This is a genomic window from Actinomadura geliboluensis (assembly GCF_005889745.1).
Lineage (GTDB): Bacteria > Actinomycetota > Actinomycetes > Streptosporangiales > Streptosporangiaceae > Spirillospora > Spirillospora geliboluensis.
Window position 1 is genome coordinate 1 of the sequence record NZ_VCKZ01000128.1, and the last position, 20,906, is coordinate 20,906.

Genomic DNA, 20,906 nt, shown 5'->3' on the forward strand with positions numbered 1-20,906 from the left:
CCTACTCGCCCTGGCTCGACGCATGGTCGACGTCCTGTGGGCTCTGCTGCGCGACAACCGAACCTTCAGCCCGATCCCGCCATCGCAGGTCAGCGCTATCGCGGCTTGACATGGTCACTGAGATTCCTTTCTGCCCTTACCCGGCGGGAGGTCCGCGCAAGCCCGGGCCGTGGATGGGACGAGCGGACGGCTCGGTGTAATGGCCCTCGTGCCTGCCGGCTACTCGCGGCTTGCCGGTTTCTCGGGGCTTGCCGGTTTCTCGGGGCGGCGCCCGCCGAGCCGCTGGGTCACCTGGTCGGCGGCGTCGCGTACCGCCTCGCCGAAGACCGGCAGTTGCTCGGGGGAGACCCGGAAGCGTGGAGCCGAGATGAGCACGGTAGCGGCCACGTCGCCCCGGTGGTCGAAGACCGGCGCTGCCACGCCGACCTCCTGCAGCGAAGTCTCTCCGTAGTTGACGGCGTAGCCCCGCCGGCCCGCTTCATCGAGCCGGAGCAGATGCGCCTCGAGCGCCGCGTCGTCCAGGTTGGGGAAGACCAGGGTTCGGCCTGTCAGCAGCGCCCGGGCGGTGTAGACGGGCATGTGGGCCAGGAACACCTGCACCGAGGAGCTCGCCGCCGTGTTGTAACGGGTGCCCAGCGGCGTGGTGTGCTTGACCTCGTGGTGGCTGGGCACCTGCTCTACGCAGACCGCCTCGGACCCGTTCCACAGCAGCAGAGCCGTGGTCTCGCCGGTGCGTCGGCTCAGCTCTCGCAGCACCGGATAGGCGACGCGGCGCACATCGAGGTCTCCGAGCAACGGCCCGGCCATCGCGATGACGCCGAGCCCGAGTCGGAAGCGCCGGGTCGCCGGGTCCCGTTCGACGAGGCCATCCTGTTCCAGGGTGGCGAGAATGCGGGAGACCGTGCTCTTGTGCAGGCCGACCCGTGCGGCGATGTCGGTGACTCCGAGCAGGGGCTCGTCGGCGCTGAAGCTCAGCAGTACGGAGATTCCGTTGTGGAGTACGGAGATTCCGCGGTTCTCGCCCGCGCCGTCGTGGTTCTGGTCCGTCGGGGTGTCTGCCATGGTGCTCCCATCCTCCCCCAAGGCGGGGACGGCACGGTGCCGCATCGGTGCCGCATCGTCTTCACAGGACGGTGCGGCAGCCTGTGCGGTCGGACTCTGGGTCAGAGGCCCAGGATGTTGTGCTCCGGGCCGAAGGGGAACTTGGTGATGTTCTCGGCGCCGTTCTCGGTGACGACCAGGATGTCGTGCTCTCGGTAGCCGCCGGCCCCGGGAGCGCCCTCCGGCACCATGATCATCGGCTCCATGGACACCACCATGTTCGGTTCGAGGACGGTGTCGATGTCCTCACGCAGTTCGAGGCCCGCCTCGCGGCCGTAGTAGTGCGACAGCACCCCGAAGGAGTGGCCGTAGCCGAAGGTGCGGCTGCGCAGCAGGCCGTGGCCGATGTAGATCTCGTTGAGGGCGTGGGCGATCTCGGCGCAGCTGACGCCCGGCTTGATCAGCTCCAGGCCGCGGCGGTGCACCTCGACATTGATCTCCCACAACTGCAGCGAACGGGCGTCCGGCTCGCCGTAGAACAGGGTCCGCTCCAGCGCGGTGTAGTAGCCGGAGATCATCGGGAAGCAGTTGAGGCTGAGGATGTCTCCGCGCTGCACCTTGCGGGTGGTCGGCCAGTTGTGCGCGCCGTCGGTGTTGATACCGGACTGGAACCATACCCAGGTGTCGCGGATCTCGGTGTGCGGGTAGAGGCGGGCGATCTCGCGGATCATCGCCTCACTGCCGGCGAGCGCTACCTCGTATTCGGCCACCCCCTGGGTGATGGCCTCGCGGATGGCCTCGCCGCCGAGGTCGCCGACGCGGGCGCCCTGCTTGATGAGGGCGATCTCCTCGTCCGACTTGATCATTCGCTGCCACATGGCGGCCTGCGCGATGTCGGTGAACTCGGCGCCGGGCAGAGCGGCCTGGAACTTGTGCAGGATGTCCAGCGGCAGGCTGTCGTGCTCGATGCCGACTCTGCGCGGCGAGACCGACCGCTGCTTGAGGGTCTCGCGGATGGCGTGGATGTAGTTGTCGCGGTGCCAGTCGGTGTAGACGATGTTGTCCCCGAAGCAGCGCCGCCACGGCATCCCGGCGTCGATGTTGGCGGAGACGGTGATCTGGTCGTCCTCGGTGACGATCAGCGCGTACGGACGGCCGAAGGAGGTGTACAGGAAGTCGGAGTAGTACTTGACGTTGTGGTACGAGGTGAACAGGGTGACGTCGATGCCGGCCTCGGCCATCGCCTTGCGCAGGAGCGATAGCCGCCGTTCCATCTCGCTGTCGGAGAAGGTCAGCTGCTCCTTGTCTCCGTTGCGGATCAGCTTCAGGCGCTCGAGGTCTGCAGTGGACACGGACTCTCCTGTCATCGGGATCGGTGGTGGCGCGGGGGATGGGTTTGGGCGTGCTCAGTCGTTGCGCAGCGGTTTGCGTGCGGTCTCTTTCGCGGCCGTGACGGCGCAGAGCGAGACCAGCGCGGCGCCGGCGAGGTACCAGGCGGGGGAGAGCTTGTCGCCGGTCCAGGAGATGAGCAGGGTGGCGACGAAGGGCGCGGTGCCGCCGAACAGGGCGTTGGCCAGGTTGAAGCTGACGGCAAAGCCGCTGTAGCGGACCCGGGTCGGGAACAGTTCGGCCAGGAAGCTGGGCAGGGTGCCGTCGTTGAGGGTGAGCATCCCGCCGAGCAGCACCTGCAGCGCGATGACGGTCAGCAGCCCCGCACCGTCGAGCAGGGCGAAGGCGGGGACGGTGCACCAGATGAAGAGCACCGAAGCGGTGATGAGCATCTTCTTGCGGCCGAACCGGTCGGAGGCGAGCCCGGTAAGGAAGATCAGCACGATGTACGTCGCGAGGGAGAGGGTGGTGGCGAGGAACGACTCGGCGGCACCGAAGTGGAGCTCCTCCGAGAGGTAGGTCGGCAGGTAGCTGAGCAGGATGTAGAAGGCGACTGCGTTGAGGATGGTGGCGCCCGTGGCGAGCGCCAGCGGGCGCCGGTTCGCGCGCAGCATCTGCTTGACCGGTGTCCGCGCGACGTCGTGCTGCTCCTCAAGTGCGAGGAAGGCCGGGGTGTCCTCCAAGCGCAGCCGGATGTACCGGCCGATCAGGCCCATCGGGGCGGCGAGGAGGAAGGGGAGGCGCCACCCCCAGCTGTGCATCTGGTCGGTGGACAGGACGCCGGTGAGCAGCGCCGCGAGCAGCGAGCCGAGCAGCAGCCCGGTCGCGGTGCTGGCCGGGACCACGGACGCGTACAGGCCGCGCCGCCGCCTGGGGGCGTATTCGACCAGGAAGGCGGATGCGCCGGCGTACTCGCCCGAGGCCGAGAACCCCTGCACCACGCGGACGACCAGGAGCAGGAGTGGCGCGAGCAGGCCGACTGCCTGGTAGGTGGGCAGGAGGGCGATGCAGAAGGTCGCCCCGGACATGATCACGATGGACAGCGACAGCGCGTTGCGCCGGCCCATCTTGTCCCCGATGTGCCCCCAGACGAACCCGCCCAGGGGGCGGACGAAGAACGAGATCGCGAACACGGCGAAGGTGGCGAGCAGGGCCGTGGTGCGGTCGGTCGCGGGGAAGAAGACCGTTGAGATGGTTGCGGCCAGGTAGCCGTAGGCGGCGTAGTCGAACCATTCGATGAAGTTGCCGATGAAGCTGGCGGCGACGACACGGCGGCGGGTTCCGGGGGCGACGCCATCGGCTGACGGGTCTGCGGACGGCACGGGCGGCGTGGTTGCGGGCGGTGGTGGGGCGGGGTTGCTCATCGAACCGGCTCCCATGCATCAGGGTTGCACTTCAAGCAACGATGCAGGCAAATATGGAGAGTCGATTCTGAACTGTCAAGCGTTTGTACTCCTTAATTTCACCTCTCCCTCAACCTTGACGGTTGCTTATACGACATCTAAGTTGCAGGTCACGCAACGACGTTCGTGGTGTGTCTTCTTTTGAGGAGTAGCTCGTGTCCGACGTCCTGGAACAGCCCCTGGGAACACTCGACCCGGAGGTGCAAGCTGCGGTTTCCGAGGAACTGCGGCGTCAGCAGTCGACGCTGGAGATGATCGCGTCGGAGAACTTCGCGCCGGCGGCCGTCATGCAGGCCCAGGGCTCGGTGCTGACCAACAAGTACGCCGAGGGCTATCCCGGCCGCCGGTACTACGGCGGCTGCGAGCACGTCGACGTGGTCGAGCGGCTCGCCATCGAGCGTGCGAAGGAGCTCTTCGGGGCAGAGGCGGCCAACGTGCAGCCTCACTCGGGGGCCCAGGCCAACGCGGCGGCGATGTTCGCACTGCTCGACCCGGGCGACACGATCCTCGGCCTCGACCTCGCGCACGGCGGACACCTCACACACGGCATGCGCATCAACTTCTCCGGCCGGTTGTACGACGTGGTGCCATACCACGTGCGCAAGTGCGACCTGCGCGTCGACATGGAGGAGGTCGAGCAACTCGCTCTCCGGCACCGGCCGAAGATGATCGTCGCCGGCTGGTCGGCCTACCCCCGCCACCTGGACTTCGCCGCCTTCCGGCGCATCGCCGACCAGGTCGGCGCCTACCTGATGGTCGACATGGCCCACTTCGCCGGACTGGTCGCCGCCGGCCTGCACCCCAGCCCCGTGCCGCACGCCGACGTCGTCACCACCACCACGCACAAGACCCTCGGCGGCCCACGCGGCGGTGTGATCCTCAGCCGTGCCGAACTCGCCAAGAAGATCAACAGCGCGGTGTTCCCCGGTCAGCAGGGCGGTCCCCTTGAGCACGTGGTCGCGGCCAAGGCCGTGGCGTTCAAGATCGCCGCCTCCGATGCCTTCCGCGAGCGCCAGCAGCGCACCCTGCAAGGCGCCCGCATCCTCGCCGGACGACTGCTGGCCGACGACGTGGCCGAGGCGGGGATCTCCGTCCTCACCGGCGGCACCCAGGTGCACCTGGTCCTGGTGGACCTGCGCAACTCCGCACTCGACGGGCGGCAGGCTGAGGACCGGCTGCACCGCGTCGGCATCACCGTCAACCGCAACGCCGTCCCGTTCGACCCCCGGCCGCCGATGATCTCCTCCGGCCTGCGCATCGGCACCCCCGCGCTGGCCACCCGCGGCTTCGGGGCCGACGCCTTCCGCGAAGTCGCCGACACCATCGCGCTGGCACTGAAGGACGACCTGACCGACGAGCGGGCCGGGCTGCTGCGCAGCCGCGTCACCGCCCTGGCGGACAAATTCCCGCTGTATGCCGACCTGAACGGATGCGCCGGATGACCACGACAAAGCTCCCCGAGCACCCTGACTGGCTGTGGCGCACGCCGGAGCCCAAGACGTCGTACGACGTGGTCATCGTCGGTGCGGGCGGCCATGGCCTGGCCACCGCGTACTACCTGGCGAAGAACCACGGGATCACCAACGTGGCCGTGCTGGACAAGGGCTGGCTGGCCGGCGGCAACATGGCCCGCAACACCACCATCATCCGCTCCAACTACCTGTGGGACCAGAGCGCCGCGATCTACGAGCACGCGCTCAAGCTGTGGGAGGGGCTGCCGGACGAACTGGATTACGACTTCCTGTTCAGTCAGCGCGGCGTCCTCAACCTCGCGCACACCCTGCAGGACGTCCGCGAGGGCGTGCGCCGGGTCAACGCCAACCGCCTCAACGGCGTGGACGCCCAATGGCTCGAGCCGGACGACATCGCCAAGGTCTGCCCCATCCTCAACCTCTCGCCCAGGGTCCGCTACCCGGTCCTGGGCGGCACCTTTCAGCCCCGGGCCGGCATCGCCAAGCACGACCACGTGGCCTGGGCGCTGGCCCGCCGCGCCGACGAGATGGGCGTGGACCTGATCCAAGGCTGCGAGGTCACCGGATTCGTCAAGGACGGCGAGAAGGTCGTCGGGGTCCAGACCGGCCGCGGGCGCATCCTGGCCGGCCGCGTCGGACTCGCCGGCGCCGGACACAGCTCCGTCCTCGCCGAGCGGGCCGGCTTCCGCGTGCCCGTGCAATCGCACCCGCTGCAGGCCCTCGTTTCCGAACTGCACGAACCGGTGCACCCGACCGTGGTGATGTCCAACCACGTGCACGTCTACGTGTCCCAGGCGCACAAGGGCGAACTGGTGATGGGTGCCGGCGTCGACTCCTACAACGGCTACGGCCAGCGCGGATCCTTCCATGTGATCGAGCAGCAGATGGCCGCCGCGATCGAGTTGTTCCCTCTCTTCTCCCGCGCCCACGTGCTGCGCACCTGGGGCGGCATCGTCGATGTCACCCCCGATGCCTCTCCCATCATCAGCCTCACCCCGGTGGAGAACCTCTACATCAACTGCGGCTGGGGCACCGGCGGTTTCAAGGCCACCCCCGCCGCCGGCCGGACCTTCGCGCACACCATCGCCACCGGCCAACCGCACCCCCTGAACGCGCCGTTCGCCCTCGAACGGTTCGCCACCGGCGCGCTCATCGACGAACACGGCGCCGCGGCCGTCGCCCACTGAAGACACACCACCCACAGAAGGCAACCGTGCTGTTCCTGAACTGCCCATGGTGCGGTCCGCGAGACGAGACCGAGTACCACTACGGGGGACAGGCCCACCTCCCCTATCCCAAGAACCCGGACGAACTCGACGACCGGCAGTGGGCCGAGTACGTCTTCTACCGCGACAACCCCAAAGGCCCCTTCGCCGAACGCTGGGTGCACAGCACCGGCTGCCGCCGCTGGTTCAACGTCGTGCGCGACACGGTCACCTACGAGGTGGTGGCCGTCTACCGGCTCACCGAGCCCCGCCCCGAACTCCCACCACAGCAGACCACCGACCCGGTCGGAGGCAACCGATGACCGACCAGGCCCCCACCCAGCGCTTCCGGCTGCCGCACGGCGGCCGCATCGACCGCGACTGCCTGCTGCGGTTCACCCTCGACGGGCGGGAGCTGACCGGACACCCCGGGGACACCGTCGCCTCCGCCATGCTCGCCGGCGGTGTCATCGAGGTCGCCCCGTCGATCTACCGCGGCCGCCCGCGCGGCATCTTCTCGGCCGGCGTGGAGGAGCCCAACGCGCTGCTCCAGATCGACGGCGACTGCTCCGAGGGCATGCTGCCGGCGACCACCGTCGAGTTGTACGACGGGCTGTCCGCCACCACGCTGTCCGGCCGGGGCCGCCTGGACCCCCAGCCCGATCCCGCCGAATACGACAAGAAGTACGTTCACACCGACGTCCTGGTGGTCGGCGCCGGACCTGCCGGACTCGCGGCGGCCGCCGCAGCGGCGGGCTCCGGTGCCCGGGTCATACTCGTCGACGACCAGAGCGAGCTCGGCGGCTCCCTGCTCGTCGGCCGCGGGCAGACCGTGGGCGGGCAGAGCGCCCGGGACTGGGTCGCCGACGTGCGCACCCGGCTTGAGGCCGCGCCCGAGACGGTCGTCCTGCACCGCACCACGGCCTTCGGCTCCTACGACGACAACTACATGCTCGCGGTGCAGCGGCGCACCGACCACCTCGGATCCGGCGCGCCCGCGGGTGTCTCGCGCCAGCGGCTGTGGCACATCCGGGCCCGCCAGGTGGTCCTGGCGACCGGCGCGCACGAGCGGCCGCTGGTCTTTGCCGGCAACGACCGGCCCGGGGTCATGCTCGCTGGGGCCGTGCGCACGTACCTCAACCGGTACGCGGTCGCCCCAGGGTCCCGGGTGGTCGTCAGCACCACCAATGACAGCGCCTACGACACGGTCGCCGATCTGCACGCGGCCGGGGTCGAGGTCGTCGCCGTCGCCGACGCGCGCCCCGGGCGGTCCGCCCGGGGCGTCGAGGCGGCCGCGGCCACCGGGGTGCGGGTGCTGACCGGCGCTACGGTCGTCGACACCGCCGGCCCCGGCCGGCTGACCGGTGTCACCGTCCAGGGCCTGGACGAGCAGGGCGGGCTCAGCGGCGAACCCGAGACCTTCCCCTGTGACCTGCTCGCCGTGTCCGGCGGCTGGAGCCCGGTGGTGCACCTGCACAGCCAGCGCCAGGGACGGCTGCGCTGGGACGAGGCACTGGCCGCCTTCGTCCCCGACGGCGCCGTACGCGACCAGCGGATCGCCGGCGCGGCACGCGGCACCTACAGCCTGGACGGCTGCCTGGCCGAGGGCGCGCGGGCCGGTGCGCAGGCCGCGACCGACGCGGGTTTCCCCGTGCCTGTGCCGCCCGCGGCGGTGGCCGAGGGGATCGGGAGCGCGGGTCCGGTGCGCCCGCTATGGCTGGTCCCGGGCCGCAGCGGAGGCACGGACCCGGGCGCCTGGGACACCCACTTCGTGGACCACCAGCGCGATGTCACGGTCACGGACGTGCTGCGCTCCACCGGCGCCGGCATGCGCAGCGTCGAACACGTCAAGCGCTACACCTCGCTGGGCACGGCCAACGACCAGGGCAAGACCGCGAACGTCAACGCGATCGGCGTGATCGCCGAGGCCCTCGGCGGGGGCGCGTCACCTGGAGAGATCGGGACCACGGCCTACCGGGCGCCCTACACTCCGGTCGCTTTCGCGGCCCTGGCCGGGCGTGAGCGCGGTGAACTGTTCGACCCTGAACGCACAACCCCGATCCACGGCTGGCACGTCGCCCACGGGGCCAAGTTCGAGGACGTCGGGCAGTGGAAGCGGCCGCGGTACTACCCACTGCCCCATGAGGACATGGACACGGCCGTCGCCCGCGAGTGCCGCGCGGCCCGTGAAGGGGTGGCGTTCATGGACGCCTCCACCCTCGGCAAGATCGAGATCTGCGGCGCCGACGCGGGCGAGTTCCTCAACCGCATCTACACCAACGCCTTCAAGAAACTCAAACCCGGCTCCGCCCGCTACGGCGTGATGTGCAAGCCCGACGGCATGATCCTCGACGATGGCGTGACCCTGCGCGTCGACGACAACCGCTACTTCATGACCACCACAACCGGCGGCGCCGCCGGAGTCCTGGACTGGCTGGAGGAGTGGCTGCAGACCGAATGGCCCGAATTGGACGTCTACTGCACCTCGGTCACCGAGCAGTGGTCGACGATCGCCGTCGTCGGCCCCCACTCGCGCCAGGTCCTCACCCACCTCGCCCCTGACGTCGACCTGTCGAACGAGGCGTTCCCCTTCATGGCCTTCCGCGAGACCACCCTGGCCTCCGGCATCCCCGCCCGCATCTGCCGGATCTCCTTCTCCGGCGAACTCGCCTACGAGATCAACATCTGCGCCTGGTACGGACTGGCCGTCTGGCAGCAGGTGCACGAGGCCGGGCAGCCGTACGGCATCACCCCCTACGGCACCGAGACCATGCACGTCCTGCGCGCCGAGAAGGGCTACATCATCGTCGGCCAGGACACTGACGGCACCGTCACCCCGCAGGACGCCGGCATGTCGTGGGTGGTCTCAAAGCAGAAGGACTTCGTCGGCAAGCGGTCCTACGCCCGCGCCGACACCGCCCGCACCGACCGCAAGCACCTGGTGGGGCTGCTGCCGACCGACGGCACCACCCGGCTGCCCGAGGGCACCCAGATCATCGCCCCCCACGTGCCCGTGACCCCGCAGGACGGCCCGGTTCCGATGCTCGGCCACGTCACCTCCAGCTACCACAGCCCGGCACTCGGCCGGCCGTTCGCGCTCGCACTGGTCGCCGATGGACGCAACCGGATCGGCGAAACCCTGCTCGCACCCGTCGGCGACGACCTCGTGCCGGTTCAGGTGGCCGAACCCGTGCTCTACGACCCCGAAGGAACCAAGCGAGATGGCTGAAGCGACCGTCGAAAGCACCCAGTCCCCTCCGCTCGCGCTGCGCCGCAGCCCGCTGACGCATCTGCACGAAGCGATGCGGGCGGCGACGGTCAGCGGCGCCCGCGGTGCCCGCCTCACCGAGTGGCCCTTCCTGACCATGGTGAGCCTGCGCCTCGACCCCGCCTCGGCGACGGCCGACAGGATCGGCGCAGCCCTCGGCGCCCCGCTGCCCGCACACTGCGGCCAGAGCACGCACGCGGGCCCGCACACCACGCTGTGGCTCGGCCCCGACGAATGGCTCGTGCACTCGCGCACCGACCCGGCAGTGCTGGTCCGCCAGCTGCGCGAGGCGCTCACCGGCGATCCCGGCTCGGTCGTCGACGTCTCCGCCAACCGAACCACCCTCGAACTCGCCGGCCCAGCCGCCCGCCAAGTGCTCGAAAAGGGCTGCGCCCTGGACCTGCACCCACGCTCCTTCCGACCGGGCCTGGCGATGCCCACACAGGTCGGACCAGTCCCGGTGGTGCTGTGGCAGACCGACGACACACCCACGTACCGGCTGCTGCCGCGCTCCTCCTTCGCCGACTACCTGGCCCGCTGGCTCATCGACGCGATGCGCGAGTACCGCGCCCCCGAGGTTCCCTGATGGCCCTCAGCGTGTTCGACCTCTTCTCCATCGGCATCGGCCCATCCTCCTCTCACACGGTGGGGCCGATGCGGGCCGCCAGACAGTTCGTCAAGCGCCTGGACAACCAGGGCCTCCTGCCCGCTGTCAGCCGCGTACAGGCCGAACTGTTCGGGTCACTCGGCGTGACCGGCCACGGGCACGGCTCGGACAAGGCGGTCGTGCTCGGCCTGGAGGACGAGGACCCCGCCACCGTGGACACCGACCGGGCCGACGACCGGATCGCGCGGGTGCGCGGCAGCGCCACCCTGCTGCTGGGCGGAAAACACCGGATCGGCTTCCACACCGACGCCGACCTGGTGCTGCACCGCCGCAAGGTGTTGCCCGCGCACCCCAACGGAATGGTGTTTCGGGCCTTCGCCGACGACGGCCCGCTGCTCGCCGAGGGCACCTACTACTCCGTCGGAGGGGGTTTCGTCGTCGACGAGGACGCCACCGGCGCCGACCGCATCATCGCAGACGCAACGCCCGTACGCTTCCCCTTCGGATCGGCAGCCGAACTCCTCGCGCACTGCACCCGCGAAGGCCTCGCCATCAGCGACATCATGCTCGCCAACGAGCAGGCCTGGCGCAGCGAACAGGAGGTGCGCACCGGTCTGCTGCACCTGTGGTCGGTCATGCAGGCCTGCGTGGAGCGCGGCTGCCGCCGCGAAGGCGTACTGCCGGGCGGCCTGCGGGTGCCCCGGCGCGCACCGGCGCTCTTCCGCGAGTTGAGCGCGGACGCCGACTGCCAGGACCCACTGCAGGTCATGGACTGGGTGAGCCTGTTCGCCCTGGCCGTCAACGAGGAGAACGCCTCCGGCGGCCGTATCGTGACCGCTCCGACCAACGGAGCGGCGGGCATCGTGCCCGCCGTACTGCACTACTACGCCCGGTTCGTGCCCGGAGCCGACGACGACGGCATCACGCGCTTCCTGCTGACCGCCGCCGCGATCGGCATCCTGTTCAAGGAGAACGCCTCCATCTCCGGTGCCGAGGTCGGCTGTCAGGGCGAGGTCGGCTCAGCCTGCTCTATGGCGGCCGGCGCGCTCTGCGAAGTCCTCGGCGGAACCCCTGCGCAGGCCGAGAACGCCGCCGAGGTCGGCATCGAGCACAACCTGGGCCTCACCTGCGACCCGGTCGGCGGCCTGGTCCAGATCCCCTGCATCGAGCGCAACGCCGTCGCCAGCGTGAAGGCGATCAACGCGGCACGGCTTGCCCTGGCCGGTGACGGCAGCCACAAGGTCAGCCTCGACAAGGCGATCAAGACCATGCGCGACACCGGCCGGGACATGAAGGTCAAGTACAAGGAGACCGCACGCGGCGGTCTCGCCGTCAACGTGATCGAGTGTTGAGGCCCATGACTGTTCCCCCCTCTTCCGCCCTTTCCATCGACCGTTCGCCGGCCAGCCGCCACGCCCCGGTCGAGTACGTACTCACCCTCGACTGCCCCGAGGCTCCCGGCATCGTTCACGCCGTCTCGCGTTTCCTCGTCGGGCACGGCTGCGACATCACCGACAACCAGCAGTTCGGTGACCGCCGTGCCGGTCACTTCTTCATGCGGGTGCGTTTCGCTTCCACCGGCGACGAGTCCACCGGCGACGAGTCCACCGCAGAGGCTCTGCGCCAGGACTTCGCCACCGTGGCATCACCCTTCGCCATGCAGTGGCGCCTGGACCGGGCCGACACCCGCCGCCGCGTGCTGATCATGGTGTCTCGCGACGGCCACTGCCTCAACGACCTGCTCTTCCGAGCCCGCAGCGGCGACCTGCCGGTCGACGTGGTCGCTGTGGTCTCCAACCACCGCAACCACGAGGCGCTCACCGGCTGGCATGGCATTCCGTTCTTCCACATCCCGGTCACCGCTGCCACCCGGCAGTCCGCCGAGGAGCGACTCCTGGAGATCGTGGACGCCTGCAACGCCGAACTGGTGGTCCTGGCCCGCTACATGCAGATTCTGTCCGACGACCTGTGCGCCCGGCTCGCCGGCCGGGCGATCAACATCCACCACTCCTTCCTGCCCAGCTTCAAAGGCGCCAAGCCGTATCACCAGGCGTACGAGCACGGGGTCAAGGCGGTGGGGGCAACCGCCCACTACGTCACGGCCGAGCTCGACGAAGGCCCCATCATCGCGCAGGAGGTCACCGGGGTGAACCACACCCACACCCCCGAGGACCTAGTCGCCATCGGACGCGACATGGAGTCGGCCGCCCTGGTCAAAGCCGTGCGATGGCACTGCGAGGGCCGGGTGATCGTCCACGGCCGCCGAACCGTGGTGCTCCACTGACTTCCCCCTGAAAGGGGGTTCCTACGGCTCGCCGCGCTGTAGGGGTTTCTGCTTCGTCGGCGGCTGCCCGCCCGAAGTTCTCATGGAGGGTTCTACACCGGCTTCGCAGACAGACGCCGTCAGCCCGACGGCCAGAATGTTCTTCGCCGCGTTGACGTCCCGGTCATGGGTCGTCCTGCGGCCGCACGTCCAGGTAGGGGCGTTGCGCGGCAGCTTGTCCCGCAAGGTGCCGCAGGCCGAGCACAGCGTGGACAGGGAGCCAGCGGCCGATCGCGATCACTTCGCGGCCGGACCGCAGGGCCTTGCTCTACGCCGAGTTCTACGCCGACGGCCGCGCCCGCGGCCGGAAGCCGCCCGACCGACGGGTCCTGGCAGAGCAGGGACACCGACCAGCGTCGCGCCGCGTCCCGCGGCACCGTCACGGTGGACGGCGAGGTGCCCTCGGGCAGCGGCCGGGACCACATGATCGCCGGCGGCTCGGCCATCTTCGCCAGCAGCCCGCCGTCGCAGAACCGGACCGCGCTGGTCGTCGGCCTCGGCCACCTGGTGACCTCGTCGACTGGGGGAAGGTCACCGCAGTCCCTGCCCGGATCGCCGATCGGCGGCGTGACCGCCTGCACGAGCTCGCTACTCGGCTCGTTGGCGAGATCGGCAGCAGGCTGGATCCGGCAGGAAGGAGACCATGCGTTGTTGAAGAGCGCGAGGCGGTGGGGCGGTGCCGCCGGAGCGTTGGCTCTCCCGGTATCCGCTCGGGCCCCGGGTCGGGTAAGACCGGTGTCCACACGGTTCAGCCTGCCGTTCTCAGAGCCGGACCGAGCAGGGCGGCGCCGGCCATTTGCAAGTGCGGTTCGCCCAATCTGCACCAGCAGAGGCTGGACAGTCACTTCCGTTCTGGGTGGAACCGGCCGGGCGGTTTCTTCCAGTTGTCCAATGACTGCAACTCCGGCGGCAACGTGTGGAAACTCTCCCCTTGCACGTGCCGTATTCGTGTGACACGTACATGCCCGCCAGTTCATCCAGGGTCCAGTATCGATGGCCGGCAAGCAATAGGCGAAGACTCGCCTTCTTCCTCGCCAAGCCCAGTGCACAGCGGAAGAAGGCTGATCGCTGCGGGCAGGCGGGAGGCCCATATCGGCGTCGTCCCGGACATTATGCGGCTCTCGTGATGCGCCGGCCCGCGCCCGTGGGCGCGCACCGCGACGGTGGCGAGGAACTCGGCGACGCGGAGCATGAGTCCCCTTCGCACACTGATCTTCTGAGTCATATCACCGCCCTGGACGCCGATCTGCTATGTGTCGCCCAACTGGCGCCGTTCCGGGTGGGAGCGTTCTGGCCGGTGCGGCGGAGCGCCTTTGGCTAGGCGATCGGCCGTCGGCCAGTGCGTCGGCGGTGCGTCTCACCGGCGAGTCGCTCCATCAATCACCCGCCAAGCATTAGGAGATCTTGCCGTCTGTCTCCGCCGAGCAGGAATTGCTCTCCGGGTCTACCGTACGCGCTGGTAGCTTCGCTGATCGAAGATATGTAGGACCATTAACCTTTTTGCTGGAGATGATTATGACCCCCGCACGGCGGACGTGACAGTGGACGCGCCTGGGGTGAGAATCGTGCTAACTGAGATGAAGGCCATGGCCGACGGGGACGGTGCGGGGGCCGGTTCGACGAGTGCCTCGGCGAACCTGTCGTGGCGATGGCGGCACGGTGAGTCCCAGTGGAAGGTGTGCCCAGAGTGTCTGCGGTCTATCGGCTCCCGAGACCAGCTGCCGGATCCGTTGCCTGGAACGATGTACTGATCGCACAGGGTGACGGTTCGGCTCCCCGGCGATGCGGGGATCGCCCGGCGGTCGTGTTCCGTCCCACTGCGGACGATGGAATGGGTGTTCGGGGGATGAGGGCGGCTTGAAGGCCGCCGGGTGAGCCGTGCCGGGTCTCCCGCTCGTCGCACGGTTCGCCGGCCGACGTTCACCGAATGCATGGCGCCGCTTTGCGAGCGGTTGCTGCGCTGTGCGGATCTTCCCGGTCATTATTCATGCCCAGCCCGTCCGAAAGGAGAGACATGGTGAACCGGGCCGGCGATACCGATCAGATGAGGACCGTCCTCCGCCGGAGGAGGGCGCCGTCGGCGCGACGCGGTGCCGTTTCCGCCGAGCAGCGCCGCGGCGAGGTGCTCACGACGGCGGTGGGTCTGCAGATACCGGCCGAGCTGGCCTTCGAGGACTGGGAGCACGCCGGCCGCCAGCTCTCCGGAATCGTGAACTCGTCGGCCTGGTGGCTCGGCGACTGGCTCGTATACGGCAAGGAGCACTACCACGACCGGTACGAGCACGGGATCCTCGCGGCGGGGCTGCAATATCAGACGTTACGCAATTACGCCTGGGTCGCGCGGCGGTTCGAGTTCTGCCGCCGGCGCCCCGCGCTGAGCTTCCAGCATCACGCCGAGGTCGCGTCGCTGCCGGTCGAGGAGCAGGACAGGTGGCTCGACCGCGCCGAGAAGGCGAAATGGACCACCAAGCAGCTGCGGGAGGGCATCCGGCTCGCCCGCCCGGGCGGGAGCCGGGAGGGCGCGAGAGCCGAGGACACGCGGCGGCTCGCGGTGCCCGGCAGCCACCTGCGGCACTGGCACATGGCCGCGGAGCAGTCGGGCACGGACCTGCAGCAATGGGTGCTGACCACGCTGGACAGCGCGGCCGCGCGGGCACTGGAGGGATGAGGCCCCCGCTGTGACACCTCTCGAGGTGATCGAGCCGATCCTGCGTGACCGAGACTTCGCCTGCTCGGCCGCGCTCAGGCGCGGGCGCACGCTTGCTCGAGGGTGGAGAGGGCCTCGTCCAACGCCTCGGGGAGGTCGAGGGACGGGTCCTCCGACCAGCGGAGCATCAGGTCGAGCATGACGCCGAAGGCGGCGCCGGTCAGGGTGCGGATCTCGGCCACGGGACGGCCGGAGCGCTCGGCGAGGATGCCGTTCACGGTCCGCAGGGTGTCCATGAAGCTGCCGAACGCGACGCCGCGCAGGGCGGGGACGGAGAGGATCAGCACGGTCCGGTCGCGGCCCGCCGCGAGCTCCTCGGCGGAGAAGCCGCCGAAGACCTCGCGGAGGGCGGCGCGGAGGGCCGCCACCGGGCTCAGGTCCGCGGGCTGCGCGCGGAGCGCGTCGAAGAAGACCGGGTCGGCGTCGTCGCTGACGACGAGGTCCTCCTTCGTCGGGAAGTAGCGGAAGACCGTCGTGTGCGCGACCTCGTGCGGCCTCGCGACCTGCTCGACGGTGGTGGCGGGCGCTAGTCCCCGTCGGCTGTGGGTGCCGCTGGTGCCGGGCGCACCGATTCGGCGGGCCAGGGCACGCGGTCGGTGCCGCCCGCGGCGAGGGGACGCGCGATCCAGACGATGGGGAAGTCGTGGCCCCGCCGCTCGACGCCGCTGAGGGCCTGGACCCGGTGTTCGCGGCCGTAGGCGTCGGTGACGACGACGTCGTCGCCGGAGCTGATGATCACTGTGTCCATATGGTCACTTTGAATAGGCACAACCCGCCGGTCAACGCCTATGCCGCGAAATCTGCCTGAATCCGGTTGCAGGCAACTCGGCGTATACCTATGATTCTGCCTACTGGTGGGCGACGGCGGGAGTGAAGATGGCCGACGATGGCATGGCAGAGGAGTCGAAGGCTCCGTACATCTCCTACGAGACGCTGACCAACTTCATCGACAACAAGCTGGGCGGCGCCATGATCCCGCCGCGCATCGACCGCGGGTTCCTCGACACCTACGCCGGCAGTGTTCAGGCCCAGCTCCTGGCGGCGCTGCGCACCATGAGGCTCATCTCAGCCGAGACGGGTGAGGTACTGGCGGCCCTGCGGGAAGCTGCCCGCAGCCCCGAGGAGCGCCGGCAGGTCATCGGGGAGTGGGCCAGGCAGTTCTACGCCCCCCAGATCGAGCTGGCCGAGGCCAACGCGACTGCGCAGATGCTGCACGAGAGTTTCAGCGCCAACGGCTACACCGGCAGCACGCTGCGCAAAGCCGTCGTGTTCTACCTCGCCGTCACCGAGGACGTCGGATTGCCCAAGAGCCCCTTCTTCAAGCCGCCGCGTCAGTCCGGCTCCACCTCACCGTCCAGACGCCGCAAGCCGAGCCCGGCGTCGCCTCCGATCGCACCGTCCCCGCCGTCGAACGCCGACCGCGGGAAGGGCGAGCAGAAGACCATCTCCTTCGGACCGGCCGGGCAGGTCACCATCACCGTCGATGTGCGCTGGCTCGATCTACCCGACGACATCTTCCAGGGGCTGCGCAAGGTCGTCCGCGACCTGGAGGCCCTGCAATTGGAGCCAGCCGCCGTCCAGGACGAGCCTCAGCCCGCCGACCCCCCGCCGTGACCGGAGACAGCATGCCGGCCGGTTGCCGGCCGCGGTCCGGGGAAGATGACGCCGTCCACGTCGCGAGGCCTGGACGGTAAAGGCGGGAGCGGCCCCGGGGAAGTGGCCCCGGCGCGACTCCCGCCTCTCAGAAAACGTGCTGTGAGTTTCCTGCTCGAAAGATAACCGATGTCCGACCCTCAGCGCCAGCGCTCGACGAACGGTCTCGCCTGCGGTCCTGTAGCGGCCAGGCTGCGGGAACTGGCCGATCAGCGCGCTCCTTGGCATCGTGCACTGTGGCAGCCGGGGACCGCCCTGGCGTTGCGGGAGGTGCTGGAGTACGCGGCGCTGGTGGACTCCAAGGCTCAGCGGCCCGAGGGACTGCAGTACGCTGCCACGGCAGCCATCAGACAGGTCCAGGGTGATCCCGGCTGCGGCCCGCCGGACGTGCGGGAACTGATCGTCAATCATCTCATTCCGGTAGCGGCCAAGCCGGTCGGCAAGGCCGCCAACGCGCTGCCCGCAGCCGACCAGTTCGCCCTGGAACAGCTATGCCGCCGTGTCAGCGCCACGTACCTGGAGCGCTGGCTGGAGGCGGTCGACGGAGGTTTCCTCGCCACGCCGCCGGCCGCCGGCCACGCCGACCCGACCGAACTATGCGCACGCTCGATCATCGCGCACCTGTTCGACGCGGGGCTGTCAGGGCATCACCTGCACCGCTGGATCACCGCCAAGATCGCTCAGGAGGGCGCGGCGCCGGCAGATCTGCTGCGCGAGGCCATCGCCATGTGCGCGGACCCGGAGAGGACCTACCAGGTCGTCGTCCCCTTCACCCGCCTGCCGGGCATGCCCGAGCCCGGATCCGGCCATCTGCAGCCCGATGTCCAGCACTTGTCCACGACGCAGTTGGAACAGATCTGCGCGGCCGAGCACCTGGCGGCGCCGCGCCGCGGCGCGGGTGCGCTGCAACTGCGCATCCGTGCACGAGATCCGTGGAGCGCGGTCGCTGAGGCCGAAGCGTTCGCCAAGCGGCTGACCACCCGCGCGCGGCTGGCCGGCAAGGACGCCCGGCCCCACGACCAGGCCCTGGTCATCGGCACCGGTCGCTGGCGCGCGCTGGAGACCTGGCAACCGCCCGCGCGGCTGCCATCGATCGAGCGGCGCAGCCTGTTCATCCCCCAGCCGCAATCGCTCCAGGGCATCGACGACGCCCTGGAACTGCTCGATGCCGCCGCCATAACGACCTCATGGGCGACCCTGGCCGGCACGTGGGCGGCCGTGGAAGGACTCCTGGCCCAGCCCACCGAACCCGGCGTCATCGCCGCGGACCGGATCGCGGCCATCTTGACCTGCTCCTACCCGCGGGCCGAGCTGCTGAGCCTGGTGCGTGCGTGGGAGCGCAACGGAGACGACGCAACAGCCGACCAGCTGCGCACGCGGACCACCCGCGCCGCGCGCATCGACCTGGTGGTCAGTGCGCTCAGCTCAGGACAGCCGGTCCCCGAACGCGTCAGCCGCGCCGACCCCGTCTCAGCGGCCCGAGCCATCGCCATGCTCAACCACGCGCCCACGATTTTGGAGCGGGCCCGGGAGTACCTGTGCTCGGCGGTTCGGCGGCTCTACAACCAGAGGAATCTCATCATGCACAGCGGTTCGGCCGCCTCAGTCAGCATGGCCGCTACTTTGCGCACGGCCCCCACCTTGGTCGCGGCCGGAATCGACCGCATCGTGCACGCCACCTTTGACCCCGACGCCACCTCGGGAGTGGCCTTGGCCGCCCGCGCCGAAGCGGAACTACGCCTGCTGGGCACCCCCGGTGCGCGGCCCATCCATCGGCTCCTGGACTGACCTTCGGCAACGCGTCCCGCCCGATCCGGCCCCGCACAGGGCCCGCCCGCAGGAGCCGCCGGGCCTTCCAAGCACCCCGGCCATCCGAGCACGGGACGGCAGACGGCCCGGCCCGGCACCAGTAGCGGACAGGAGACTCAGGTGCGATGGCTGAATCTCGCGCGCCGGGCCCGCAACGGTTCGCCGATGGGCGTCTACGCGGCGGCACCCGTGCTGGTCCGGCCTGGCGGGCCCGAGGGCGGGTGGTCTGTGGATCTGGTCCGCATGCCGCCAGGCGCGATGGGGCCTGGCGGTCGAGGCCAGGAAAACCTGGAGACCGCCTCCAAGTCCGGCGTGATCACCATGCCCCGCCCCCGGTTCGGGCCTACGCCGAAAAGCGCTTTGCCAGGCGGCTAACCGCCGTCACCCACCTTCAAACCGAACTGGATTCCTACAATGGGAGTCCGGTCTTATCCCGAGCGGGATCGGAGGATGCATGTCCCGAGAAGACGAAGAAGAACTCCAGCGCATCCAGACCTACATGCTGGCCGGCCGCAAACCGATTTTGAAGCGGCCGGCACCGTCCGGCGCCATCGCGAAGAGGGACCTCCAGCGCGCCGCCGCGTCCAACGACCAACTCGACGCCGGCCTGAGGATGCTCGGCTACAACCGTCCCGAACGCGAGCGGCTACGCAGGAGCCGTCAGCGGTCGCGGTCCCGCGACCGCGACCGCGACCGCGGTCGTGACAAAAGGCAGGCCGCGCTGCGGCTGGCCTTCTACATCGACCGGCAAGTCGACTGGACGACAACGGATCTGGATCGAAAGCAAGTCATCGCCTCCTGGGCCCACCTCTGCGGCCACGATGTCGAAAAAGCCAACGGATGGTGGGCACAGGGAGTTCACCCCCTGGACATCGCCCACATCCGGTTCCTCAAGGACAACGGCTTCCAGCCCGCTGACCTCTGCCGAGTCATTCAGGGCAAGACCGTCCTGGAGCACCTGCACGAAGGCAGTTCGCCGCAGTGGTGCCTTCTGGCGCTGAGTTGGGCGACCAAGGCTTGACGCGCTCTCCGGCACGAATGCCGGGGGAGTCCCCGCACGCCGCGTGCCGCGTTTCGTCCCCCGCCCTCGAGGACGGGGTCTCCACGCTGGACAGGTGGCGGGTGAGTTCCCGCGGCCGAGCACGGGGCCGCGGTATCGGCCCTGAGGTGACGGTGGGCGCGGTTGCGGCCTTGATGGAGTTGCGGCTAGGTGGTGTTGTTGCGTCGGCTGCCTTTGGCCACCAGGTCGGCGGGGGCGAGATCGAGGCCTTCTGCGATCGCCAGGATCGTCAGCAGGGAGGGGTTGCGGCGGCCGTGTTCGATACCGATCAGCATGCGGGCGGAGATGCCGGCGGCTTCGGCCAGTGCTTCCAGGGACATGTCGCTGTGCTCGCGGGCGTCGCGGACGGCGAAGCCGAAGGCTTGCAGTCGCGGGTCGGGAGCGGCAGCGGGCACTCAGCGATGCCAGCAGCCGCACCATTACCTGCACCATGAACGATAGTTCAGGATCGCAGGTCAGGGGGCTCTGGTGGGGGCGGAATCAGGACGATTCGCCCATGGGTCCGCCAGGTCGGTGACCACGTCCGCCAGGGTGGCGGCGACCAGCCCCCAGGCCTGCTCCAGTCCGTGCGGGGGGTGGGCGGCATGCCAGGCGGCGCGTTGGTAGCGGTCCAGCAGGCCGCCGGGGGCCAGCAGGGCCCAGACCACCGCCTCGGCGCCTGGGGATGAGTCCCGACCACTGCCGGCGACGCCCGCGTCATCGGTGTGCTCGGGGCACACCGATCGCAGGCGGGCCCGCAAGGCGGTGGTCTGCGCACCGGCCTCGCTGACGGTGGGGGTGGGGCGGGTCTGCGGTGTCAGCCGCGCGGGAAGCGCCGGCCTGGACCGGCGCCGCCCGCCGGTGCCGAGCGCGCCGTGCGACCCGGCCGATCTGCGTCTTGGCCTTCGGGTCTGCCAGCGCTTTGCGGAGTTCAGCGGCAGTCGGCTTGGGTCCCAGTGCCGCTCGCCGGGATGGCCTGCGACCGCACCC

19 protein-coding genes and 1 pseudogene are annotated in these 20,906 nt (G+C 69.6%); 11 read left to right on the forward strand and 9 right to left on the reverse strand.

Going from position 1 to position 20,906, the window contains the following annotated elements:
• Positions 1-219 precede the first annotated feature (219 nt).
• The 3 genes from ETD96_RS18660 to ETD96_RS18670 form a co-directional block, all read right to left on the reverse strand.
• Positions 220-1,062: an IclR family transcriptional regulator gene (locus tag ETD96_RS18660; RefSeq protein ID WP_138637742.1), complete on the reverse strand. Its 843-nt coding sequence runs from the start codon at positions 1,060-1,062 to the stop codon at positions 220-222.
• A 101-nt stretch (positions 1,063-1,163) separates the two neighbouring features.
• Positions 1,164-2,393: a M24 family metallopeptidase gene (locus ETD96_RS18665; protein WP_240807827.1), complete on the reverse strand. Its 1,230-nt coding sequence runs from the start codon at positions 2,391-2,393 to the stop codon at positions 1,164-1,166.
• Positions 2,394-2,447: 54 nt separating this feature from the next.
• Positions 2,448-3,794: an MFS transporter gene (locus ETD96_RS18670; protein WP_138637744.1), complete on the reverse strand. Its 1,347-nt coding sequence runs from the start codon at positions 3,792-3,794 to the stop codon at positions 2,448-2,450.
• A 194-nt stretch (positions 3,795-3,988) separates the two neighbouring features.
• Here ETD96_RS18670 and glyA point away from each other — a divergent pair, with 194 nt between their 5' ends.
• Genes glyA through purU form a run of 7 tightly spaced genes read left to right on the forward strand, consistent with a single transcriptional unit; the run spans position 3,989 to position 12,669 of the window.
• Positions 3,989-5,275: a serine hydroxymethyltransferase gene (gene glyA / locus ETD96_RS18675; RefSeq protein WP_138637745.1), complete on the forward strand. Its 1,287-nt coding sequence runs from the start codon at positions 3,989-3,991 to the stop codon at positions 5,273-5,275.
• On the forward strand, positions 5,272-6,492 hold the full coding sequence (locus ETD96_RS18680) for a sarcosine oxidase subunit beta family protein (protein ID WP_138637746.1): 1,221 nt from the start codon (positions 5,272-5,274) through the stop codon (positions 6,490-6,492). Before glyA ends, ETD96_RS18680 begins: the two co-directional genes overlap by 4 nt.
• A 26-nt stretch (positions 6,493-6,518) precedes the next feature.
• A complete protein-coding gene (locus ETD96_RS18685; RefSeq protein ID WP_138637747.1) occupies positions 6,519-6,833 on the forward strand; it encodes a sarcosine oxidase subunit delta in 315 nt (104 codons plus the stop codon).
• On the forward strand, positions 6,830-9,739 hold the full coding sequence (locus tag ETD96_RS18690) for a sarcosine oxidase subunit alpha family protein (protein ID WP_138637748.1): 2,910 nt from the start codon (positions 6,830-6,832) through the stop codon (positions 9,737-9,739). Before ETD96_RS18685 ends, ETD96_RS18690 begins: the two co-directional genes overlap by 4 nt.
• On the forward strand, positions 9,732-10,364 hold the full coding sequence (locus ETD96_RS18695) for a sarcosine oxidase subunit gamma (protein WP_240807829.1): 633 nt from the start codon (positions 9,732-9,734) through the stop codon (positions 10,362-10,364). The genes ETD96_RS18690 and ETD96_RS18695 overlap by 8 nt, the downstream gene beginning before the upstream one ends.
• The gene (locus ETD96_RS18700; protein WP_138637749.1) at positions 10,364-11,737 is read left to right on the forward strand and encodes an L-serine ammonia-lyase; all 1,374 of its coding nucleotides are present in this window, start codon (positions 10,364-10,366) and stop codon (positions 11,735-11,737) included. Before ETD96_RS18695 ends, ETD96_RS18700 begins: the two co-directional genes overlap by 1 nt.
• A 5-nt stretch (positions 11,738-11,742) precedes the next feature.
• Positions 11,743-12,669 (forward strand): formyltetrahydrofolate deformylase, encoded by a 927-nt coding sequence (purU, locus tag ETD96_RS18705; RefSeq protein ID WP_138637750.1) that lies wholly within the window; start codon positions 11,743-11,745, stop codon positions 12,667-12,669.
• Between the two features lie 21 nt (positions 12,670-12,690).
• On the opposite strand, the gene ETD96_RS48145 is transcribed toward purU, so the two are convergent.
• On the reverse strand, positions 12,691-12,894 hold the full coding sequence (locus tag ETD96_RS48145) for a hypothetical protein (RefSeq protein WP_171069102.1): 204 nt from the start codon (positions 12,892-12,894) through the stop codon (positions 12,691-12,693).
• A 1,858-nt stretch (positions 12,895-14,752) separates the two neighbouring features.
• Here ETD96_RS48145 and ETD96_RS18715 point away from each other — a divergent pair.
• Positions 14,753-15,376: an LmbU family transcriptional regulator gene (locus tag ETD96_RS18715; protein ID WP_171069103.1), complete on the forward strand. Its 624-nt coding sequence runs from the start codon at positions 14,753-14,755 to the stop codon at positions 15,374-15,376.
• A 74-nt stretch (positions 15,377-15,450) separates the two neighbouring features.
• On the opposite strand, the gene ETD96_RS46745 is transcribed toward ETD96_RS18715, so the two are convergent.
• From ETD96_RS46745 to ETD96_RS18725, 3 genes and pseudogenes are all read right to left on the reverse strand, one after another.
• Positions 15,451-15,783, reverse strand: coding sequence for an acyl-CoA-like ligand-binding transcription factor (locus tag ETD96_RS46745; protein WP_240807830.1), 333 nt, complete (start codon positions 15,781-15,783; stop codon positions 15,451-15,453).
• 78 nt (positions 15,784-15,861) lie between these two features.
• Positions 15,862-15,999 (reverse strand): annotated as a pseudogene (locus tag ETD96_RS47610) (hypothetical protein); the annotation flags it as partial.
• The gene (locus ETD96_RS18725) at positions 15,942-16,163 is read right to left on the reverse strand and encodes a hypothetical protein (RefSeq protein ID WP_138637752.1); all 222 of its coding nucleotides are present in this window, start codon (positions 16,161-16,163) and stop codon (positions 15,942-15,944) included. The pseudogene ETD96_RS47610 and the gene ETD96_RS18725, both read right to left, overlap by 58 nt.
• Positions 16,164-16,291: 128 nt before the next feature.
• Between ETD96_RS18725 and ETD96_RS18730 the strand changes: the two genes are divergently transcribed.
• From ETD96_RS18730 to ETD96_RS18740, 3 genes are all read left to right on the forward strand, one after another.
• Entirely contained in the window at positions 16,292-17,029 is a 738-nt protein-coding gene (locus ETD96_RS18730; protein WP_138637753.1) for a hypothetical protein, read from the forward strand.
• A gap of 168 nt (positions 17,030-17,197) precedes the next feature.
• Entirely contained in the window at positions 17,198-18,856 is a 1,659-nt protein-coding gene (locus ETD96_RS18735; protein ID WP_138637754.1) for a hypothetical protein, read from the forward strand.
• 475 nt (positions 18,857-19,331) lie between these two features.
• Complete coding sequence (locus ETD96_RS18740) at positions 19,332-19,898, forward strand: hypothetical protein (RefSeq protein ID WP_138637755.1); 567 nt, start codon at positions 19,332-19,334, stop codon at positions 19,896-19,898.
• A 185-nt stretch (positions 19,899-20,083) separates the two neighbouring features.
• Here ETD96_RS18740 and ETD96_RS18745 read toward each other — a convergent pair whose 3' ends face one another.
• Positions 20,084-20,332, reverse strand: coding sequence for a helix-turn-helix domain-containing protein (locus ETD96_RS18745; RefSeq protein ID WP_205719338.1), 249 nt, complete (start codon positions 20,330-20,332; stop codon positions 20,084-20,086).
• Between the two features lie 60 nt (positions 20,333-20,392).
• Positions 20,393-20,906 (reverse strand): hypothetical protein (locus ETD96_RS45955; RefSeq protein WP_205719339.1); only part of this gene is annotated, 514 nt, incomplete at its 5' end.

What these genes read in the sequence shown, in the direction of transcription:
- ETD96_RS18740 (WP_138637755.1), top strand. Translation starts at nt 19,332, where the DNA reads ATGTCCCGAGAAGACGAAGAAGAACTCCAGCGCATCCAGACCTACATG.
- ETD96_RS18680 (WP_138637746.1), top strand. Translation starts at nt 5,272, where the DNA reads ATGACCACGACAAAGCTCCCCGAGCACCCTGACTGGCTGTGGCGCACG.
- ETD96_RS18715 (WP_171069103.1), top strand. Translation starts at nt 14,753, where the DNA reads ATGAGGACCGTCCTCCGCCGGAGGAGGGCGCCGTCGGCGCGACGCGGT.
- ETD96_RS18695 (WP_240807829.1), top strand. Translation starts at nt 9,732, where the DNA reads ATGGCTGAAGCGACCGTCGAAAGCACCCAGTCCCCTCCGCTCGCGCTG.
- ETD96_RS18735 (WP_138637754.1), top strand. Translation starts at nt 17,198, where the DNA reads ATGTCCGACCCTCAGCGCCAGCGCTCGACGAACGGTCTCGCCTGCGGT.
- ETD96_RS18725 (WP_138637752.1), bottom strand. Translation starts at nt 16,163, where the DNA reads ATGGACACAGTGATCATCAGCTCCGGCGACGACGTCGTCGTCACCGAC.
- purU (WP_138637750.1), top strand. Translation starts at nt 11,743, where the DNA reads ATGACTGTTCCCCCCTCTTCCGCCCTTTCCATCGACCGTTCGCCGGCC.
- ETD96_RS18730 (WP_138637753.1), top strand. Translation starts at nt 16,292, where the DNA reads ATGGCCGACGATGGCATGGCAGAGGAGTCGAAGGCTCCGTACATCTCC.
- ETD96_RS18660 (WP_138637742.1), bottom strand. Translation starts at nt 1,062, where the DNA reads ATGGCAGACACCCCGACGGACCAGAACCACGACGGCGCGGGCGAGAAC.
- ETD96_RS18690 (WP_138637748.1), top strand. Translation starts at nt 6,830, where the DNA reads ATGACCGACCAGGCCCCCACCCAGCGCTTCCGGCTGCCGCACGGCGGC.
- ETD96_RS18700 (WP_138637749.1), top strand. Translation starts at nt 10,364, where the DNA reads ATGGCCCTCAGCGTGTTCGACCTCTTCTCCATCGGCATCGGCCCATCC.
- ETD96_RS18670 (WP_138637744.1), bottom strand. Translation starts at nt 3,794, where the DNA reads ATGAGCAACCCCGCCCCACCACCGCCCGCAACCACGCCGCCCGTGCCG.